Annotated in this window: 15 protein-coding genes; 6 read left to right on the plus strand and 9 right to left on the minus strand. The window is 52.1% G+C overall.

Annotated features, from left to right (window positions below; translation table 11 throughout):
• Nucleotides 1-86: 86 nt before the first annotated feature.
• From N9C89_RS14875 to N9C89_RS14905, 7 genes are all read right to left on the minus strand, one after another.
• On the minus strand, nucleotides 87-977 hold the full coding sequence (locus tag N9C89_RS14875; protein WP_263954794.1) for a flagellar motor protein MotB: 891 nt from the start codon (nucleotides 975-977) through the stop codon (nucleotides 87-89).
• Nucleotides 978-1,052: 75 nt separating this feature from the next.
• On the minus strand, nucleotides 1,053-2,261 hold the full coding sequence (locus N9C89_RS14880; RefSeq protein WP_263954796.1) for an NAD(P)/FAD-dependent oxidoreductase: 1,209 nt from the start codon (nucleotides 2,259-2,261) through the stop codon (nucleotides 1,053-1,055).
• A 135-nt stretch (nucleotides 2,262-2,396) separates the two neighbouring features.
• The gene (locus tag N9C89_RS14885) at nucleotides 2,397-2,600 is read right to left on the minus strand and encodes a hypothetical protein (RefSeq protein WP_263954798.1); all 204 of its coding nucleotides are present in this window, start codon (nucleotides 2,598-2,600) and stop codon (nucleotides 2,397-2,399) included.
• 140 nt (nucleotides 2,601-2,740) lie between these two features.
• Complete coding sequence (locus N9C89_RS14890) at nucleotides 2,741-2,944, minus strand: hypothetical protein (RefSeq protein ID WP_263954800.1); 204 nt, start codon at nucleotides 2,942-2,944, stop codon at nucleotides 2,741-2,743.
• Nucleotides 2,945-3,024: 80 nt separating this feature from the next.
• Complete coding sequence (locus N9C89_RS14895; RefSeq protein ID WP_263954801.1) at nucleotides 3,025-3,702, minus strand: YjbF family lipoprotein; 678 nt, start codon at nucleotides 3,700-3,702, stop codon at nucleotides 3,025-3,027.
• On the minus strand, nucleotides 3,699-5,843 hold the full coding sequence (locus N9C89_RS14900; RefSeq protein ID WP_263954802.1) for a YjbH domain-containing protein: 2,145 nt from the start codon (nucleotides 5,841-5,843) through the stop codon (nucleotides 3,699-3,701). The genes N9C89_RS14895 and N9C89_RS14900 overlap by 4 nt, the downstream gene beginning before the upstream one ends.
• 137 nt (nucleotides 5,844-5,980) lie before the next feature.
• A complete protein-coding gene (locus N9C89_RS14905) occupies nucleotides 5,981-6,706 on the minus strand; it encodes a DsbA family protein (protein ID WP_263954803.1) in 726 nt (241 codons plus the stop codon).
• 213 nt (nucleotides 6,707-6,919) lie between these two features.
• Here N9C89_RS14905 and N9C89_RS14910 point away from each other — a divergent pair, with 213 nt between their 5' ends.
• From N9C89_RS14910 to N9C89_RS14925, 4 genes are all read left to right on the plus strand, one after another.
• Complete coding sequence (locus tag N9C89_RS14910; RefSeq protein WP_263954804.1) at nucleotides 6,920-8,998, plus strand: protein-disulfide reductase DsbD family protein; 2,079 nt, start codon at nucleotides 6,920-6,922, stop codon at nucleotides 8,996-8,998.
• 209 nt (nucleotides 8,999-9,207) lie between these two features.
• Nucleotides 9,208-10,695 (plus strand): SulP family inorganic anion transporter, encoded by a 1,488-nt coding sequence (locus N9C89_RS14915; RefSeq protein WP_263954887.1) that lies wholly within the window; start codon nucleotides 9,208-9,210, stop codon nucleotides 10,693-10,695.
• A gap of 11 nt (nucleotides 10,696-10,706) precedes the next feature.
• A complete protein-coding gene (locus N9C89_RS14920) occupies nucleotides 10,707-11,555 on the plus strand; it encodes a universal stress protein (RefSeq protein WP_263954805.1) in 849 nt (282 codons plus the stop codon).
• A gap of 141 nt (nucleotides 11,556-11,696) precedes the next feature.
• Nucleotides 11,697-12,719 (plus strand): aspartate-semialdehyde dehydrogenase, encoded by a 1,023-nt coding sequence (locus tag N9C89_RS14925; RefSeq protein ID WP_263954806.1) that lies wholly within the window; start codon nucleotides 11,697-11,699, stop codon nucleotides 12,717-12,719.
• Nucleotides 12,720-12,731: 12 nt separating this feature from the next.
• Here N9C89_RS14925 and N9C89_RS14930 read toward each other — a convergent pair whose 3' ends face one another.
• On the minus strand, nucleotides 12,732-13,637 hold the full coding sequence (locus N9C89_RS14930; RefSeq protein ID WP_263954807.1) for a DMT family transporter: 906 nt from the start codon (nucleotides 13,635-13,637) through the stop codon (nucleotides 12,732-12,734).
• Between the two features lie 77 nt (nucleotides 13,638-13,714).
• Here N9C89_RS14930 and N9C89_RS14935 point away from each other — a divergent pair, with 77 nt between their 5' ends.
• Complete coding sequence (locus N9C89_RS14935; RefSeq protein WP_263954808.1) at nucleotides 13,715-14,215, plus strand: MarR family winged helix-turn-helix transcriptional regulator; 501 nt, start codon at nucleotides 13,715-13,717, stop codon at nucleotides 14,213-14,215.
• 277 nt (nucleotides 14,216-14,492) lie between these two features.
• On the plus strand, nucleotides 14,493-14,681 hold the full coding sequence (locus N9C89_RS14940) for a hypothetical protein (RefSeq protein WP_263954809.1): 189 nt from the start codon (nucleotides 14,493-14,495) through the stop codon (nucleotides 14,679-14,681).
• 69 nt (nucleotides 14,682-14,750) lie between these two features.
• Here N9C89_RS14940 and N9C89_RS14945 read toward each other — a convergent pair whose 3' ends face one another.
• Nucleotides 14,751-15,401 (minus strand): carbonic anhydrase, encoded by a 651-nt coding sequence (locus N9C89_RS14945; RefSeq protein ID WP_263954810.1) that lies wholly within the window; start codon nucleotides 15,399-15,401, stop codon nucleotides 14,751-14,753.
• Nucleotides 15,402-15,413: the final 12 nt, after the last annotated feature.

Below are 15,413 nucleotides of genomic sequence, written 5' to 3' on the forward strand. Positions count from 1 at the left end.
CTGCGCCTTTCTGCTGCATCGACTAGGTGTCAAATGCGATCATTACCGGCGCGGGTTTAACATGCCCCTAACACATAAAATTCGAACTACTTTAGCGATTTTTCCGAGCGCAGGAGAATAACTTCCACCCGATTATTCCTTATATCCAACGGGTTAACTGTTGTTGGCTTCTGCGATCCAAATCCTGTTACACGTTGAATTCGTTCTTGTGAAGTTCCGGATTTTTCAAGCATTCGACGGGTCCGCATCGATCGGTCGACCGAGATGTCCCAAGTTTGTTTTTCGCGCGCGACGATTGGCGGTGTCCGCAAATGTCCGTTTATTGCGATCTGGTTGGTCGTCAGGGAAAAGACACGCGAGATGCTGTTTACTAACTCCTGCATAACCTCTGTGGGGGTGTCAGTTCCGTATTCGAAGAGGGGCGCGCCTCGAATATCGAACAGCTCGACAATCAGCCCTTCGTCGGAAATTTTTGAGACTATGTGGCGCTTGGTGTGATCAGATAATAGGCTTTCGCCTCCGGACCCAAGCAGTATTTTCTGCACTTCTTGGAGTTTCTTATCTTCGGCCGCTTTTGCGCCACTTGCTTCGGTTTTGGATGGCGCAGGCTTCGAGGCTTCTCCTTGGTCTACGCCATTGTTTCCGAGCGAGGGCTTAAGTTCCTCGGGTAACGGGTTGCTGGCTCCAACCCCGTTGTGGGGTAAGGTTTCCTCTGGAAAGGGGCTGTCGCCGCCAAAGAAACTACCGCCACCACCGGAATTTCGGTTGATCGTGATTGTTGGGTTGAAATAATCTGCAATCGCTTTGCGTTGCTTCTCTGTAGTGGCGCCAAGGAGCCACATAAGAAGGAAGAAGGCCATCATGGCGGTTACGAAATCCGCGTAGGCAACTTTCCACGCGCCGCCGTGATGGCCCGCGGCGATTACTTTCTTACGCTTTATTATGATCGGTCTTTTGTTGTCTCCAACATCAGCCATTGCATCACCCGTTTATTCACCCAAGCCCGTTCTAGCGGGTGAAGGTGAAGGCGCGCTTAATCTTTCAAATTCAAGCTATTTTGCTTCGTGTTTCGAAGAGATAGCAGTGCCTGCGGCCCATCCGGATGACCAAGCCCATTGGAAGTTGAACCCGCCAAGCCAGCCGGTCACATCAACAACTTCCCCAATGAAATACAAGCTCGGTTGCGTCTTACACTCGAGTGATTGGGAGTTGAGATCAGCGGTGCTGACTCCGCCGAGCGTGACCTCTGCGGTTCTGTATCCTTCGGTTCCTGTAGGGAAAAGCTGCCATGCTGTCAGGGTGTCGACAATTTCTCGTAGCGCCTTGTCACTTTGGTCCGCAAGGTTTCCATGCAGTTTGAGTTTGTCAGAGAAGTAGGCGGCAAGTTTCGCAGGCAAGAGCATTGCCATGCCGTTGGCCAGTGATTTGCGCCCATGCTCCCCGCGCAAGTCTTTTAGACGGGCAAACAAATCTTCTTCAGGTAATAACTGTACTTCGATTGGATCTGTTTCGCGCCAGTAGCTGCTGGCTTGCAAAATTGATGGGCCCGAGAGCCCTCGGTGTGTAAAAAGCAACCCCTCGCTAAAGCCGGTTTTATTCGCAGTTACGCGCGCAGGGACAGAGACCCCCGGGAGATCAGAAAGCTCTTTCTTCACGTCATCGCCGAATGTAAGCGGTACGAGGGCGGGGCGTGTTTCAACGAGCGATAAGCCGAATTGAGACGCTACTGAATAGCCAAATCCAGTGGCTCCCATTTTCGGAATTGATTTACCGCCAGTTGCAACCACGAGGTTTCTAGCCGCCAACTCCCGGCCATCTACGTTCACATGGAACAAGCTATTGCTGTGGCTAACTGATGCGACTTTTGCGTTGAGCTGAAGCTCAGCGCCTGTCGCTTTCATCTCCGCAAGCAGTAGTGCGATGATTTCCTTGGCGCTGTTGTCGCAGAAAAGTTGTCCGAGCGTTTTCTCATGCCAAGCAATGTTGTGTCGGTTCACAAGGTCGATGAAATCCCATTGGCTATAGCGGCTTAATGCGGATTTAACGAAATGTGGGTTCTCGGAAATGAAGTTTTCCGGACTACAATAGAGGTTGGTGAAGTTACAACGCCCCCCGCCGGAAATTCGAATTTTCTCTCCGGGAGATTTGGAATGATCCAGCAGCAAGACCTTTCCGCCAGATTTCGCGGCTTCGGCGGCACACATCATTCCGGCAGCACCGGCTCCAATAATGATTGCATGGTAAGGGTGTTGTTTGTTCATGCCTTGCTGAACCATAGTCGTCGTGAATGTGCAAGCTTCGGGGCGTTTTGCTTGAATACGGTATTGGAAAAGTAAAAAGCGGACCAAATTGGCCCGCTTTTGCTTTGCAATCGACTAAAATGTCGAAAGAAAAGATTAATCGTCGTCGTCGTTTGCTGCTGCGATAGCAAGAACAGCAAGGATACCGAGACCGATCAGAACACCCTGACCGGAGAGGCTGCTGCTGTTTTCTTCAACAACAACTGGCATTGGCTCTTCTTCAACAACAACTGGTGTACCAGCAAATGCGGAAGTTGCGGAAAGTGCGAGAACCGCAGTTAGTGTAGCAAATTTTTTCATCGTAAACTCCTAGTTTGGATTTAAACTGATGTGAATCCTATTTCGTGGAAAGCATCAGGTAAATGAAAAACGGGCCAGAAAAGGCCCGTTTAACTTGATAGTCGGTGACTCTCGGTCACACATTGGTTGCCCAATGTGGATTAGTCGTCGCTGTCGGAAGCAGCTGCGATAGCAAGAATAGCAAGAATGCCGAGACCGATCAGAACGCCCTGACCGGAGAGGCTGCTGCTGTTTTCTTCAACAACAACTGGCATTGGCTCTTCTTCAACAACAACTGGTGTACCAGCGAAAGCGGAAGTTGCTGTGAGAGCAACAACAGATGCGAGAGTAGCAAATTTTTTCATTTTTTAGCTCCATTAATGTGCACGTACGCGAATTTTCGTTTAGCCATTATAAAAGGCACCGTAAAGAAATTAAAAAAAAATTATTCGATTATCCGTTGTAGTGACACGTAACCAACAGTTTTAGAAACAAACTGCCGCGATTGGCGCACGATTCCGCGTGAATCCACCCAATAATCGTTGCTGAACTTTGATTCGGAGTTCGAACATTTTTCCCGAAAGTGCTCTGTTTTATAGGATTTTCCGAATACGGGCGTGTCTTTGCTACCTAGTGAACTCCAAGTGCAACTAAACTCTGTGCCAACAATATTCTCGTCATCAACAAGATAGTAGTTAATCCGCTGTTTCGTTCCGGTGTTGCGAACAGTCGATGGAACTTTTGCCGCAACCAGATCGTCACCAAATGCAAATGTCGCGGTTATAAAGCCATTCTTCTGTACAATCACAGAGTCTATGCTTGATCGCCAAGTTTCATAGGGCCCGTTAACTTCTTCGATACCAAGGAAGCCGTTGCCTTTGGTGTTTTCGATTAGAGCGAAACTGAGCGGCTTGTCGTAGTTCTCTAGCCATTTCTGAGCAGCAGCGAGGTCAGCTTGAGCTTGTTGTCCTGCTTCTGTGCCGTCGCCGGGGTTGATCTTGTCGACATAGGATTTGCCGAGTTCAAACAAAGTAGAGGATATGGTGACCTCGTCCTTGGCAGAGCCGCAGCTTACGAGCGTGGCGAGGCCGAGAATACCGACAAAATATGATTTCGAATTCATCGCCAGAACCTTCCCCAAGTTTCTTCGAGGTTTTCGGCGTGGTTGTCACGCACCTTGTCGTAAAGCCGCTGATCGACACGCAAGCGCGCTGCGCTGTTGCGCGATGTGGATTGAAGCGCGACAGTTTGTGTGCTTCGTGTAGGCTTGCCGGTGATCCAGTGATACGGCACCTCAAGAACAATACCTTTATTATAGGTACCGTCGCCAGTCGGGTCGTTCTCGCTTTCATTTGTGCGCGAGATAAAGGCCCCGATGCGCCAGCCGGATGCAAACTCGCGGTTGATCGCAAACGTCGCACCATAATCGCCGGCAAGGTAACGCCCGGCGTCAACCCTGAAGTCGAACCCGTTACTTGCTTGATAGTAAGCAGAGACATGTCCGGTGAATGTTTCGTAGTCTTGGAACCCGAGATAAGAGTCGTAATCACGCTGCTTAACGTAGTTCAGTTCAGCGCCGAACGCATAAGGTGTATCAACCGGTTTCCAAAGAAGCTCGGATGCAATGCCGCCAAACATGGGCTCGAGATATCCAACAGAGATACGGCCGTAGACGTCATTCTGTGGCTCGAAGTAATAGTCCATCGTTAGGTTAGTAAGCGAAACGGGGCTAAAGGCGTCATAGAGTTTCGCGTTGCTCCGTACTGGCGGCAGGTCGGTTGCTACCGGTTGAGGGTCGCCATCGCCGATCGATCCCACGACCTGAGCATTGATGCCGCCAGAAACTTCCCAACCTCTTGAAATTTCATACTTTGACGTCAAACGCCCACCAATACCCCACTCCACAGGTTCGTTTGGTTGGAAAATGTCAAAACGAACGTAAGGCGCGAGGCCCCAAGTGAATTTCGGATAGGTGCCTTCAAAGTAAATAATGTCATCGGAAGGCGGGCCGGCTTCTTCAAATGCAACGGACTGAAGCATTTGATCTTGGCCAGGTGGCCGCGAGACAAAGTCCTCAAGGTCGCTGCGGTCAATTACAACGGCAGTGGGGGCAAGCCCGTTGGCTACTGGAATAATGCGGAATGTTTTAACCGATGGCGGCATTGTTTGAGACAATGCCCGTGCGGACCGACCAACTGCTTGCGCGCTCGACATAAAGCTGCGGTTGCGAATGCGCGCTTCTACAACCGTTCCGTCAATATCGAGCCCTTCAAGAACAATGCGATCTGTTTCCATGAACTTCGCTGTGTTCTCGACCAAAAGCTCTTTCACGCCCGCTTGTTCAAGCCAAACAGTTGAATATTGCTCTGGATCTGCGGCGTAAGGAGGACGGGGCTTAACAGCACGCGGCGCGCTTCCAAGTCCAGTGGAGATGATCGGTTTCTTTGGATTAAACCGGAATGTAAGCTGCGCGGCCAACTCAGAGCCATAAAGCGAATAGGCACCAAGTGTGACATATTCATTAAAGGCGTATTCGGCGCCGAAGTTGAACGGGGATTTATGCTCGAATGCGTCTAAATTTTCTGTTTCCAGTATATGCGCGTCAGAGGAATATTCCGCCTTAAGCGTAAGCTTATCGATAGGGCGCCATTCGATACCCGCAAAGCCAGCCATTGAACCACGGAAAAGATCGCGCTCGTCAACACCGTTCGAAGACCGGCTGTCAAAACCATCGCTAAAGGAGTTGTACGATCCAAGTCGTCCCCACCCGATACCAGCGGTCGCGCGGAACTCTGGCGTGAAGTTTTTGGTCGCGGCGATAAATTCGTTGGAATAATAACCGGTTCCGGCAAGATCAGTGAGGCCGATTGTAACCGCAGGAACGAACTGGCTCTCCTTCAGGACATTGAAGCGCAAATCAAAGCTACGATCAAAATAGTCGGTGCCGTCAAGCCAATGGTTGTAACGGGAATAGCGTAGCGTAGCCGAAACGCGATCATGAAGCTGGAAGGTTTGGTTAAAGCGCGAAATCCCTGCAAAATAGGATGCGGTCACGGCTAGCTCCGCATCTTCCATCGCTTCACCAGACGGCATGTGGATCATGCCCGCCATACCATCGAGATTGTAAGACGGATCTGCCAATGCGGTTGTTATGGTCAGGGCTGCGATGGCAACGCCAACGAATGCGCCCGCACTCACGGGGCGTTTAATACATGGGATCGAAATGCGATCCACGCATGCGGATACTTTGTACTGTCTGCTCACGAAGTCCTACCATCGGCCGTTTTCTTACATAGAACACGCAGGATTTCGCCTCGCAAGTTTGAATTAAACGCGCACAAAAAGATGCATGAAACCGTTCTTTTTCGGCCACGTTTGCGAGAGACGGAATTTAGGCGGTATCAGCTTTGGTCGCGGGCCGCTTCGACCATATCGATGAGTGTCGGGAGCTGGACCATACCAGGGACAAGTTCGTCACCGATCACAAACGAGGGTGTTCCGCTAAATCCGAGCGACTGCGCCAAGCGATGAGATGTCGCGATGTGTTCGTCGATCTCGGGGGCTTCCATGTCGGTGCGCAGCTGATCAACGTCCAAACCTGCGGATTTGGCAATCTTGAAAACGGATTTCTCGTCAAGGCGGCCCTTGGCTGTCATCAGAGCGGTATGGAATTCTTCGTATTTCCCTTGAGCGCGCGACGCAAGTGCCGCCCGCGAGGCAACCACAGACCCTTCGCCCAAAATCGGCCATTCGCGATAAACAATGCGAACGTTAGAGTCTTCTTCGATAAGGGCAGTGACCTCTTCGCCAGCGCGTTTGCAATAGGGGCAATTGTAATCAAAGAATTCGATAACGGTTACATCACCGTCCGGATTGCCAAGTACGGGCGCGTTCGGGTCTGTTTCAAGCAGGACGCGCTGTTGGCTCAGGATATCCTTAGCCTGTTCGGCTTGCGCGGCTTCTTCTCGTTCCTGAAGGATTGCCACAGCTTCCATGACGATCTCTGGATTGGACCGGATCGTTTCCAGAACCAACTCTCGCAATTCTTCTTCACTCCACTCTGCTTGCGCAGGTACGGCGGCCGCAGAAAGGGCCAGAACTAGGGCGGCAAAGGAGTGGCGAAGCATGTTGGGATCCTATGAGAAGCGCAGTTGCTCCCCGTTAAAGGCGTTTCGAAGACGATGTGCAAGTGCAACGGGCGCTTTGTTGCACAAGAGATTGTGAATACGGGGCGGATTTGTCGCCTTTTGAAATCAATTGTTGCAGCGTATCACACCGACCTGATTTGCTTCTTTCTGTAAATGCAATGAGACTGTCGGCAAAGGCATAACGGGGTTTGTATGCGCGCTCTATTTGATAAACGAAAAGCTCAAGGTTTGTTGGCGGCTGGAGCGATGGCTCTTGTGTCTCTGAGCAGCTTTTCTGCGGACGCGGCGCAAAGTGATGTTTACACGTCCCCATCGCTCAATGGCGCACTGATAACCGCACAGGATGGCATCGCTCCTGGAGCAACGACGGTCTCCGCTGGTTTACACCTTGAAATGGCCGAGGGTTGGAAAACTTACTGGCGCAGTCCGGGTGAGGTGGGATTGCCGCCGGAGCTTGATTGGTCAGCGTCGGAGAACGTCGCCAACGTGGAGTTTCAATATCCAGCCCCAACACGTTTTCGCGCCTTTGGGATCGAGAATTTCGGTTACAACCACGAAGTTGTGTTCCCGCTCCAGATTACTTTGGAAGACGCTGGAAAGCCCGCGCGCCTAGCGGCGGATGTGGAACTTCTCGTATGTGCGGACACATGTATCCCGGATTCATTCTCTGTTTCGCTCGATTTGCCAGAGGGTGTAGGCATTGATGCAGATGCGGCGGGGCTGATCGGTACATATGCCGCGAAAGTGCCGCTTGAGGGCGAAGGCGTGCAGAATATGACTGCGGCTATTGCTGACGACGTTCTGACCGTGGCCTTTCAAACAAATAACCCAATGCAGGACATTGACGTATTCCCTGAATACGGTGAAATTTCAGCGTTTGGCGCGCCTGATATCCGCGTTGATGATAACAGCAAAGAAGTTTGGGCTGCATTTCCTGTTCTGGGGCTTGATGAGGCCGCAACAGAGCTGCGCCTGACTGTTACCGGATCTGAAACGGCAATCTCTTTTCCTGTCGAACTTTCGGACAATCCTGCCACGCCTCCTTATGACATCGCCCCCGCAGCGCAAGGATCGTCCGTGATTTTGATGGTGTTTGTCGCGCTGCTGGGCGGGCTTATCCTGAATGTGATGCCCTGTGTTTTGCCGGTCTTGTCGATCAAGCTCGCATCGGCTCTCAAGATGCGAGACAAATCGCCAGCCCGCGTGCGCGGCGGGTTTCTTGCCACGACGCTCGGCGTTTTGGCCTTCATGTGGAGCTTGGCGATTGTGTTGGTCGCAATGCGCGCGATGGGGCAAACTGTTGGGTGGGGGCTGCAATTTCAAAGTCCGATTTTCCTGACGATCATGCTCTTTGTGCTGGGTCTGTTTGCGGCGAATATGGTGGGTCTGTTTGAGATACAGCTGCCACAAAGCTGGACAACCAAAATGGCCGCGTCGCCAAATTCCGGCTATTTTGGAGATTTCGCAACAGGTGCGTTGGCGGCTGTTTTGGCAACACCATGCTCCGCTCCGTTCCTTGGTACAGCAGTCGCTTTTGCTCTCGCTGGCAATGTCTCTGATGTCTTGCTGATCTTCACCGCGCTGGGCGTTGGGCTATCTATGCCCTATCTGCTTTTTGCCGTGAACCCAGCCTTAATCAAAGCGCTCCCCAAGCCAGGTGCCTGGATGGATAAGGTGAAGATTTTCCTCGGCCTGCTGCTCGCGGGAACGGCTGTGTGGTTGGCGACGGTGCTTTATGGCGTAGTTGGGTTAGTGCCGACTTTGATTGTTGCCGTAGCCATCGGGCTCGCGATTGTGATTGTCGCCGCACCCTTAAAAATTGCGGGTCTAGTCAAAACAGGCGCGGTCGCGGCACTGTTTGCAGTGTCTATTATTGTGCCGCAAACCATGGCACCGGCAGCGGCCACCACCGTTCAAGCATCATATTGGCAGCCGTTTGACCGCGCCGAAATTCCAAAACTCGTTGCTGACGGGAAAACTGTTTTCGTCGATGTGACGGCGGACTGGTGCCTGACATGTAAAGCGAACAAAAAGATTGTTCTGGAGCGGCAGGATATCTCTGATGCATTGGGCGCGGAAAATGTTGTGGCCCTCATCGCGGATTGGACGCGCCAAGATGAAGATATCGCAAAATACCTGCGGTCGAACGGCCGATATGGTGTGCCGTTCAACATTGTCTATGGTCCACATGCTCCTGACGGCATTCCTTTGCCAGAAATTTTGACGCCTGACCTTGTTCGTGAGGCCTTGAGCGAAGCCGCAGGGAGTTAACGGCAGTTTCGGAGTCTCGTCGTTTCTGTGCTTCGTCTGGCACAGTTTGTGAACAACTTGCCGCATTCTCTGTGAAATAGCGCGTTTGAGGCGTTTTTCAGGCTCTCCCCCTAGAATTACGGGCTGTGCATCGCTATTGGCTCTCCGATACGCGAGAACAGGGCCGATACGGCCCGCAAAGGCCGGAGAGACTAATGACCGCTGACTTCATGACCAACGCGCGCCGAGACTGGCTCGGCAATGTTCGCCCTGATCTGATGGCGGGCCTTGTTGTTGCCCTTGCCCTTATTCCCGAAGCGATTGCGTTTTCGATCATTGCGGGCGTTGATCCCAAAGTTGGACTCTACGCGAGTTTCTCTATTGCGGTGATTACGGCGCTGACGGGCGGACGCCCTGGGATGATCTCGGCGGCAACAGCGGCGACAGCGGTTCTTATGGTCACGCTCGTGAAAGATCACGGGCTTCAATATCTTCTGGCCGCAACGGTTCTAGCTGGACTTCTGCAAATTCTCGCTGGTTTCTTGAAACTCGGAAGCGTGATGCGGTTTGTCTCCCGCTCGGTGATGACGGGCTTCGTGAACGCGCTTGCGATCCTTATTTTTCTTGCTCAATTGCCAGAGCTTAATCCGGCGACCCTCGGCGTGAACACAATGACCTACATCATGGTCGCGGGCGGATTGGCGATTATTTACCTGTTCCCCTACATCACAACAGCAGTTCCCTCGCCGCTGGTTACCATTGTTGTTCTGACAACGCTTGCGCTGGTGCTTGATATCGACGTGCGTACTGTGGGCGATATGGGAGCTCTTCCAGATACCCTTCCAGTGTTCCTGATCCCTGACATTCCGCTCAATTTTGAAACGCTTCAAATCATCCTGCCTGTGTCAGCGGCGATTGCTGTTGTTGGCCTACTCGAGAGCCTGATGACAGCGCAGTTGGTTGACGATCTCACAGACACCGTAAGCGATAAGAACCAAGAGTGTATCGGCCAAGGGCTTGCCAATACTGCGACCGGTTTTATCGGCGGTATGGCGGGTTGTGCGATGATCGGTCAGTCTATGATCAACGTGAAATCTGGTGGTCGCGGACGGCTTTCTTGTTTCGCGGCTGGTGTATTTCTCCTGTTCCTGATCGTTGTTCTTGGCGATTGGGTTGCAAAAATTCCAATGCCTGCGCTTGTGGCGATTATGATCATGGTGTCCATCGGGACATTCAGCTGGTCGAGCCTCAAGAACCTGCGCGAGCACCCCAAAGCAAGCTCGATTGTTATGGTCGCGACTGTGGTCGTCACCGTCTACACCCACAACCTCGCGCTTGGCGTACTGACGGGCGTGCTGCTGTCGGGTATCTTCTTTGCTTGGAAAATCGCGGCTGTGTTCCGCGTGACGTCCAAGCTTTCTGGGGATGGCCGCGCGCGTGATTATCTGGTCGAAGGGCAGCTTTTCTTTGCCACGGCGCCGGACCTTTCCTCTGCATTTGACTTTGGCGAGGCGCTCGACCGTGTGACAATTGACGTCAGCCGCGCGCACATTTGGGATATTTCATCGGTCGGCGCTTTGGATATGGTAGTGCTCAAGTTCCGCCGTGAAGGCGCAGATGTCGAGATTATCGGCATGAACGAAGCGAGCGAAACCCTGATGGGGCGTTTGGCGGAACATGACAAACCCGGCGCGCTTGAGCGCTTGATGGGCCACTAGGGAGGCAGAAGATGTCTAAGATTATCGCACTTGTCGACGGCTCCGTTTATTCGGAAAGCGTTTGTGATCATGCTGCTTGGGTGGCACTGCGCAAGGGCTCCACTGTGGAGTTGCTGCATGTCATCGGGCGCCGCGAAGGGTCCACAAGCAACCTTTCTGGCAACATCGGCCTCGGCGCGCGTAGCAAGCTGATGGAAGAACTGGCCGATCTGGATGCCAAGAAAGCCAAGCTTAGCATGGAGCATGGCCGCGCGATCCTAGAGGACGCCGAGAAGCGCATCCGCGAAGATGGCGTGACCGAAGTTGTGACACGCCTTCGCAACGGTGATCTTGTCGAAGAGATGCGCAAGGAAGAAGCGGACGCGGATGTCGTTATCGTTGGAAAGCGTGGCGAAGCGGCGGATTTTGCCAAAATGCACCTCGGCTCCAACCTTGAGCGCGCAGTACGGGCATCAACCAAACCTGTCCTTGTGACCACACGAGAGTTCCGTCCGATCAACAAGTTTATGATCGCTTATGATGGCAGCGCCAGCGCGGAGAAAGCTCTTAAGCATGTGGCGCAGAGCAAGGTTTTTGCCGGTCTGGAATGTCTTCTTCTGTTCGCAGGAACAGATACCGAAGCCAACCGCGCCACACTTGAGAAGGGCAAGGCAGAGCTCGAAAAGGCGGGATATACGGTTGATGCGCAATTGCGTGACGAGCAACCGGAGGTCGCGATCCAAGAGGCGATTGGTACGCAAGGCGTAGAGATGCTTTTGATGGGGGCATACCGCCATTCTCGGTTCCGGAATCTGTTTATTGGTTCCACCACATCGGAGATGATCCGTTCCTGTCACCTGCCTATGCTTTTGTTCCGCTAGGCCAAATTCACAAGAACATATCGAGCGGCCTACGGGGCGCTCAATTGCGCAGGCTATAAAAATTGCGCCAAGCCCCTTTAACCTAAGGCGCTAGTGCGTTATGAGGCCGCGTCTTTCATGACTCAAACGAAGGAGTCCCTCATGGGCTATAAAATCGTCGTCGTCGGCGCGACCGGAAATGTTGGCCGCGAAATGCTAAACATTCTGGCCGAGCGTCAGTTCCCTGTAGATGAGATTGCTGTGCTTGCAAGCCGCAAATCTCTTGGTACGGAGGTGAGCTTTGGCGACACGACGCTCAAGACGAAGGATCTCGACACGTTCGATTTTGAAGGTTGGGATATTGCGCTCTTTGCTGTCGGCTCCGAAGCAACCAAGACTTATGCGCCCAAAGCGGCGGCATCTGGATGTTTGGTGATCGATAACTCGTCGCTCTATCGCTACGACCCGCAAATCCCTCTGATTGTTCCAGAAGTGAACCCTGATGCGATTGACGAATATCGCAACAAGATGATCATCGCGAACCCGAACTGCTCGACTGCTCAGATGGTTGTTGCGCTTAAGCCGCTGCATGACCGCGCAAAGATCAAACGCGTTGTTGTGTCGACTTATCAGTCGGTGTCCGGCTCGGGCAAAGATGCAATTGATGAGCTTTGGAACCAGACAAAAGGCATGTATGTGCCGGGTCAGGAAGTTGAGCCCAAAGTTTATCCGAAGCAGATTGCCTTCAACGTGATCCCGCATATCGACGTTTTCCTTGAAGACGGTTCCACCAAGGAAGAGTGGAAGATGGTTGCGGAGACTAAGAAGATCATCGACCCAGCCATCAAGGTAACTGCAACTTGCGTGCGCGTTCCTGTGTTCGTGGGCCACTCCGAAGCACTCAATATTGAGTTTGAGGATTTCATCGACGAAGACGAAGTCCGCGATATTCTTCGTGAAGCACCAGGTATTATGGTTGTCGATAAGCGCGAAGATGGTGGCTATGTGACGCCGGTTGAATGTGTTGGCGATTTCGCGACATTCATTTCGCGTATCCGCCAAGACAGCACAATCGACAACGGCATCAACCTCTGGTGCGTGTCCGACAACCTCCGCAAAGGTGCTGCATTGAACGCGGTTCAGATCGCCGAGCTTTACGGCCGTCGCGTCTTGCAAAAGGGATAAACTCCCTTTCACCTAAGATTTTAAAGGCCTCGCAACCACGCGGGGCCTTTTTCGTTTGGGTACAGGCGGCCTCTGTGCGGCAACGATACTTACCAATACGAGCGCGACACCGGTGATTTGAACGAATGTTAAGTTCTGGCCAAGGACGACCCACCCCAAGGCAACCGCCGAAACTGGACTAAGAAAGCCAAGTACAGAAATTGCTGCCGGTGGGATGACTTCGATCCCCTGAAACCAAAGAACATAGGAAAGTGCGGCGCCAACAAAGCAAAGATAACCTATGCCAACGAGGTTCGTGTGGCTCAGAGATGGCAAGCCGCCCTCGATCCAAATGGATAATGGCGCCAGTAAGAGCCCACCTGCAGTTAATTGCCATGCCGTGAAAGTCAGGTTTGATACAGGCGGCTTCCATTTGCGGGTTAGCACCGTCCCTAGTGCCATCGATAGGGCGCCGAGTACGCCTGCTGCTACGCCAAGGGTATTTGCCTCTGCGTTGGGCGATAGGACGATGAGCGCAACGCCTGTAATCCCGACGAAGCTTGCGACAAGCGCATAAGCCTTGATCGGTTCGTTGATGATGAGGCGCGCGGCGAGAATGACGAACAGAGCTTGAACGGCACCTAAAGTCGCAGCGACCCCGCCAGGAAGAAGTTGCGCTGTAAAGAACAGGCAGGTCCAAAAGAACGAGAAGTTGAGAGCACCGAGAATTAGCATTCTCCAGAGCCAGACCCCGGTCGGTACTTTACGGACGATGGCAAGTAGGACCACGCCGGCGGGGAGTGCGCGCAATAAGGCGATGCTTGCGGGGTGCACGTCTTGGAGGAATTCCGTCGTTACCAAGTAGCTGCTGCCCCAGATGATAGGTGCAAGCGCCGCCAGAACTGTGATCCACCGCGGGTGTTGAAAAGGATTTTGCATCGTGTCCCCAAATATCTCTACGTCGAGATAAATGGATATAGTTTGACCTCGAGATAAATACAAGAAATAATCGATGCATGGATGATATTGACCGAATTGCCGCGCAGTGGCGCCGAGAACGACCAGACCTGGATGTAGAGCCGATGATCTTAATCGGGCGACTGAGCAGGATCGCCGCGATTTTCTCTGCTGAAATGGGAAAAACCTTTGCAAAATATGATCTTAACGGCGCGACCTTCGATGTGTTGGCGACGTTGCGAAGGGCAGGGGAACCCTACAGTCTGACGCCGAACGAGCTGTTGGCGAATATGATGATTTCCTCCGGAACACTGACCAACCGTATCGATCAGCTGGTGAAGATGGACCTCGTTGAACGGGTCAAAAACCCGAAAGACGGTCGGAGTGTTGTGGTGAGAATCACCCCCTCGGGATTCGCCAGAATCGACCGAGTCGTGACCGAACATGTGGCAACTCAAGCCCGGATTCTCGCGCGATTTCCGGCCGAAAACAGGGTCGAAATGAATTTTTTATTGACCGAGCTGTTGGACGGATTGTCGCAGGTAAGCCCAACGAGTTAACCTGTTGTTAATTAATGGTTTTTTAAGAATATTGGGCATTATGGCAAGCCTGTGTTTTCTTTGCGAATTAATCGCCATAATTGTGTCTCAATTGTGATGATCCCGCCATAATTGTGGACAATTTCAAATCCGGACTATACCGTTAGCTTATTCGAGTTGCCCAAAAGGGATCGGGATTATCCCTCTGAGTTCTCGAAAAATGTCTAGTCCTGAGTAACACTGGTTTAGCAAGAAAAATCCCGAACTTGAACCAATGATCAACTCTAGGAGATACAAGATGACATTCGCTAACCTTCAAGAAAAAGCTCGCCAAGGCCGCAAAGACGCACTCGCAAAGCGTGAAGAAAATCGCGCTCGCCGCAAATCTCTGGCAATGTTCTTTTCCAACCGTCAGTCCAAAGTTGACGACAGCATCGAAGTACCAGCACCTGTAGCTGCTGAACTGGATACGAATATCGCCGCCTAAACTACGCTAAGTGTAAGCGACGGTTTGTGTTTTACGAGTTGGTTAAGACGCGGGCGTCGGAAGATTACATTATACCGAGGCAAATTCACCGGTATCTTTATTGTAATACTCCAGCCCGCCTTTGCCGATATCGTGCCAAAGTCCATGCAAACTAAGCTTCTGCTGATCAACGGCATCTTTAACAAATGGGAACGACATCAAGTTTTCGAGCGAAACAAGCACAGCTTCTTTCTCAAGCGCACGAACCCGATCTGTTTCTTGTTCTAGCTGAGAGACGCGCTCAAACCCAGGACGAAGGATATCCATCCAACGACCGACAAAGCTTGATTTCTCTTCCAATTCCGGAGCTTTACCAGAACACATATCGTGGCAACCCTTCACACCACCACACCCAGAGTGCCCAAGCACAACGAGGTTGGTAACGTGTAGCGCGGTAACCGCATATTCAATCGCAGCGGAGGTTCCGTGAATATCGCCATCAGGCTTACAAGGTGGCACCAAGTTAGCAATATTACGGTGAATGAAGAATTCGCCTTGGTCGGCTCCAAAGATCGAAGTCACATGGACCCGACTATCACAACAAGAGATAATCATCGCACGCGGTCTTTGACCCTCGTCGGCAAGTCTTTGATACCAAACGCTGTTTTCGGCATATGTGGTGGCTTTCCACCCATTGTACCGCTTAACAAGATATGAAGGCAAAGGCATCGCGTGTTTCATAAGAGCTCCTGT

It is taken from the genome of Halocynthiibacter sp. SDUM655004 (assembly GCF_026015885.1).
Taxonomy (GTDB): domain Bacteria; phylum Pseudomonadota; class Alphaproteobacteria; order Rhodobacterales; family Rhodobacteraceae; genus Falsihalocynthiibacter; species Falsihalocynthiibacter halioticoli.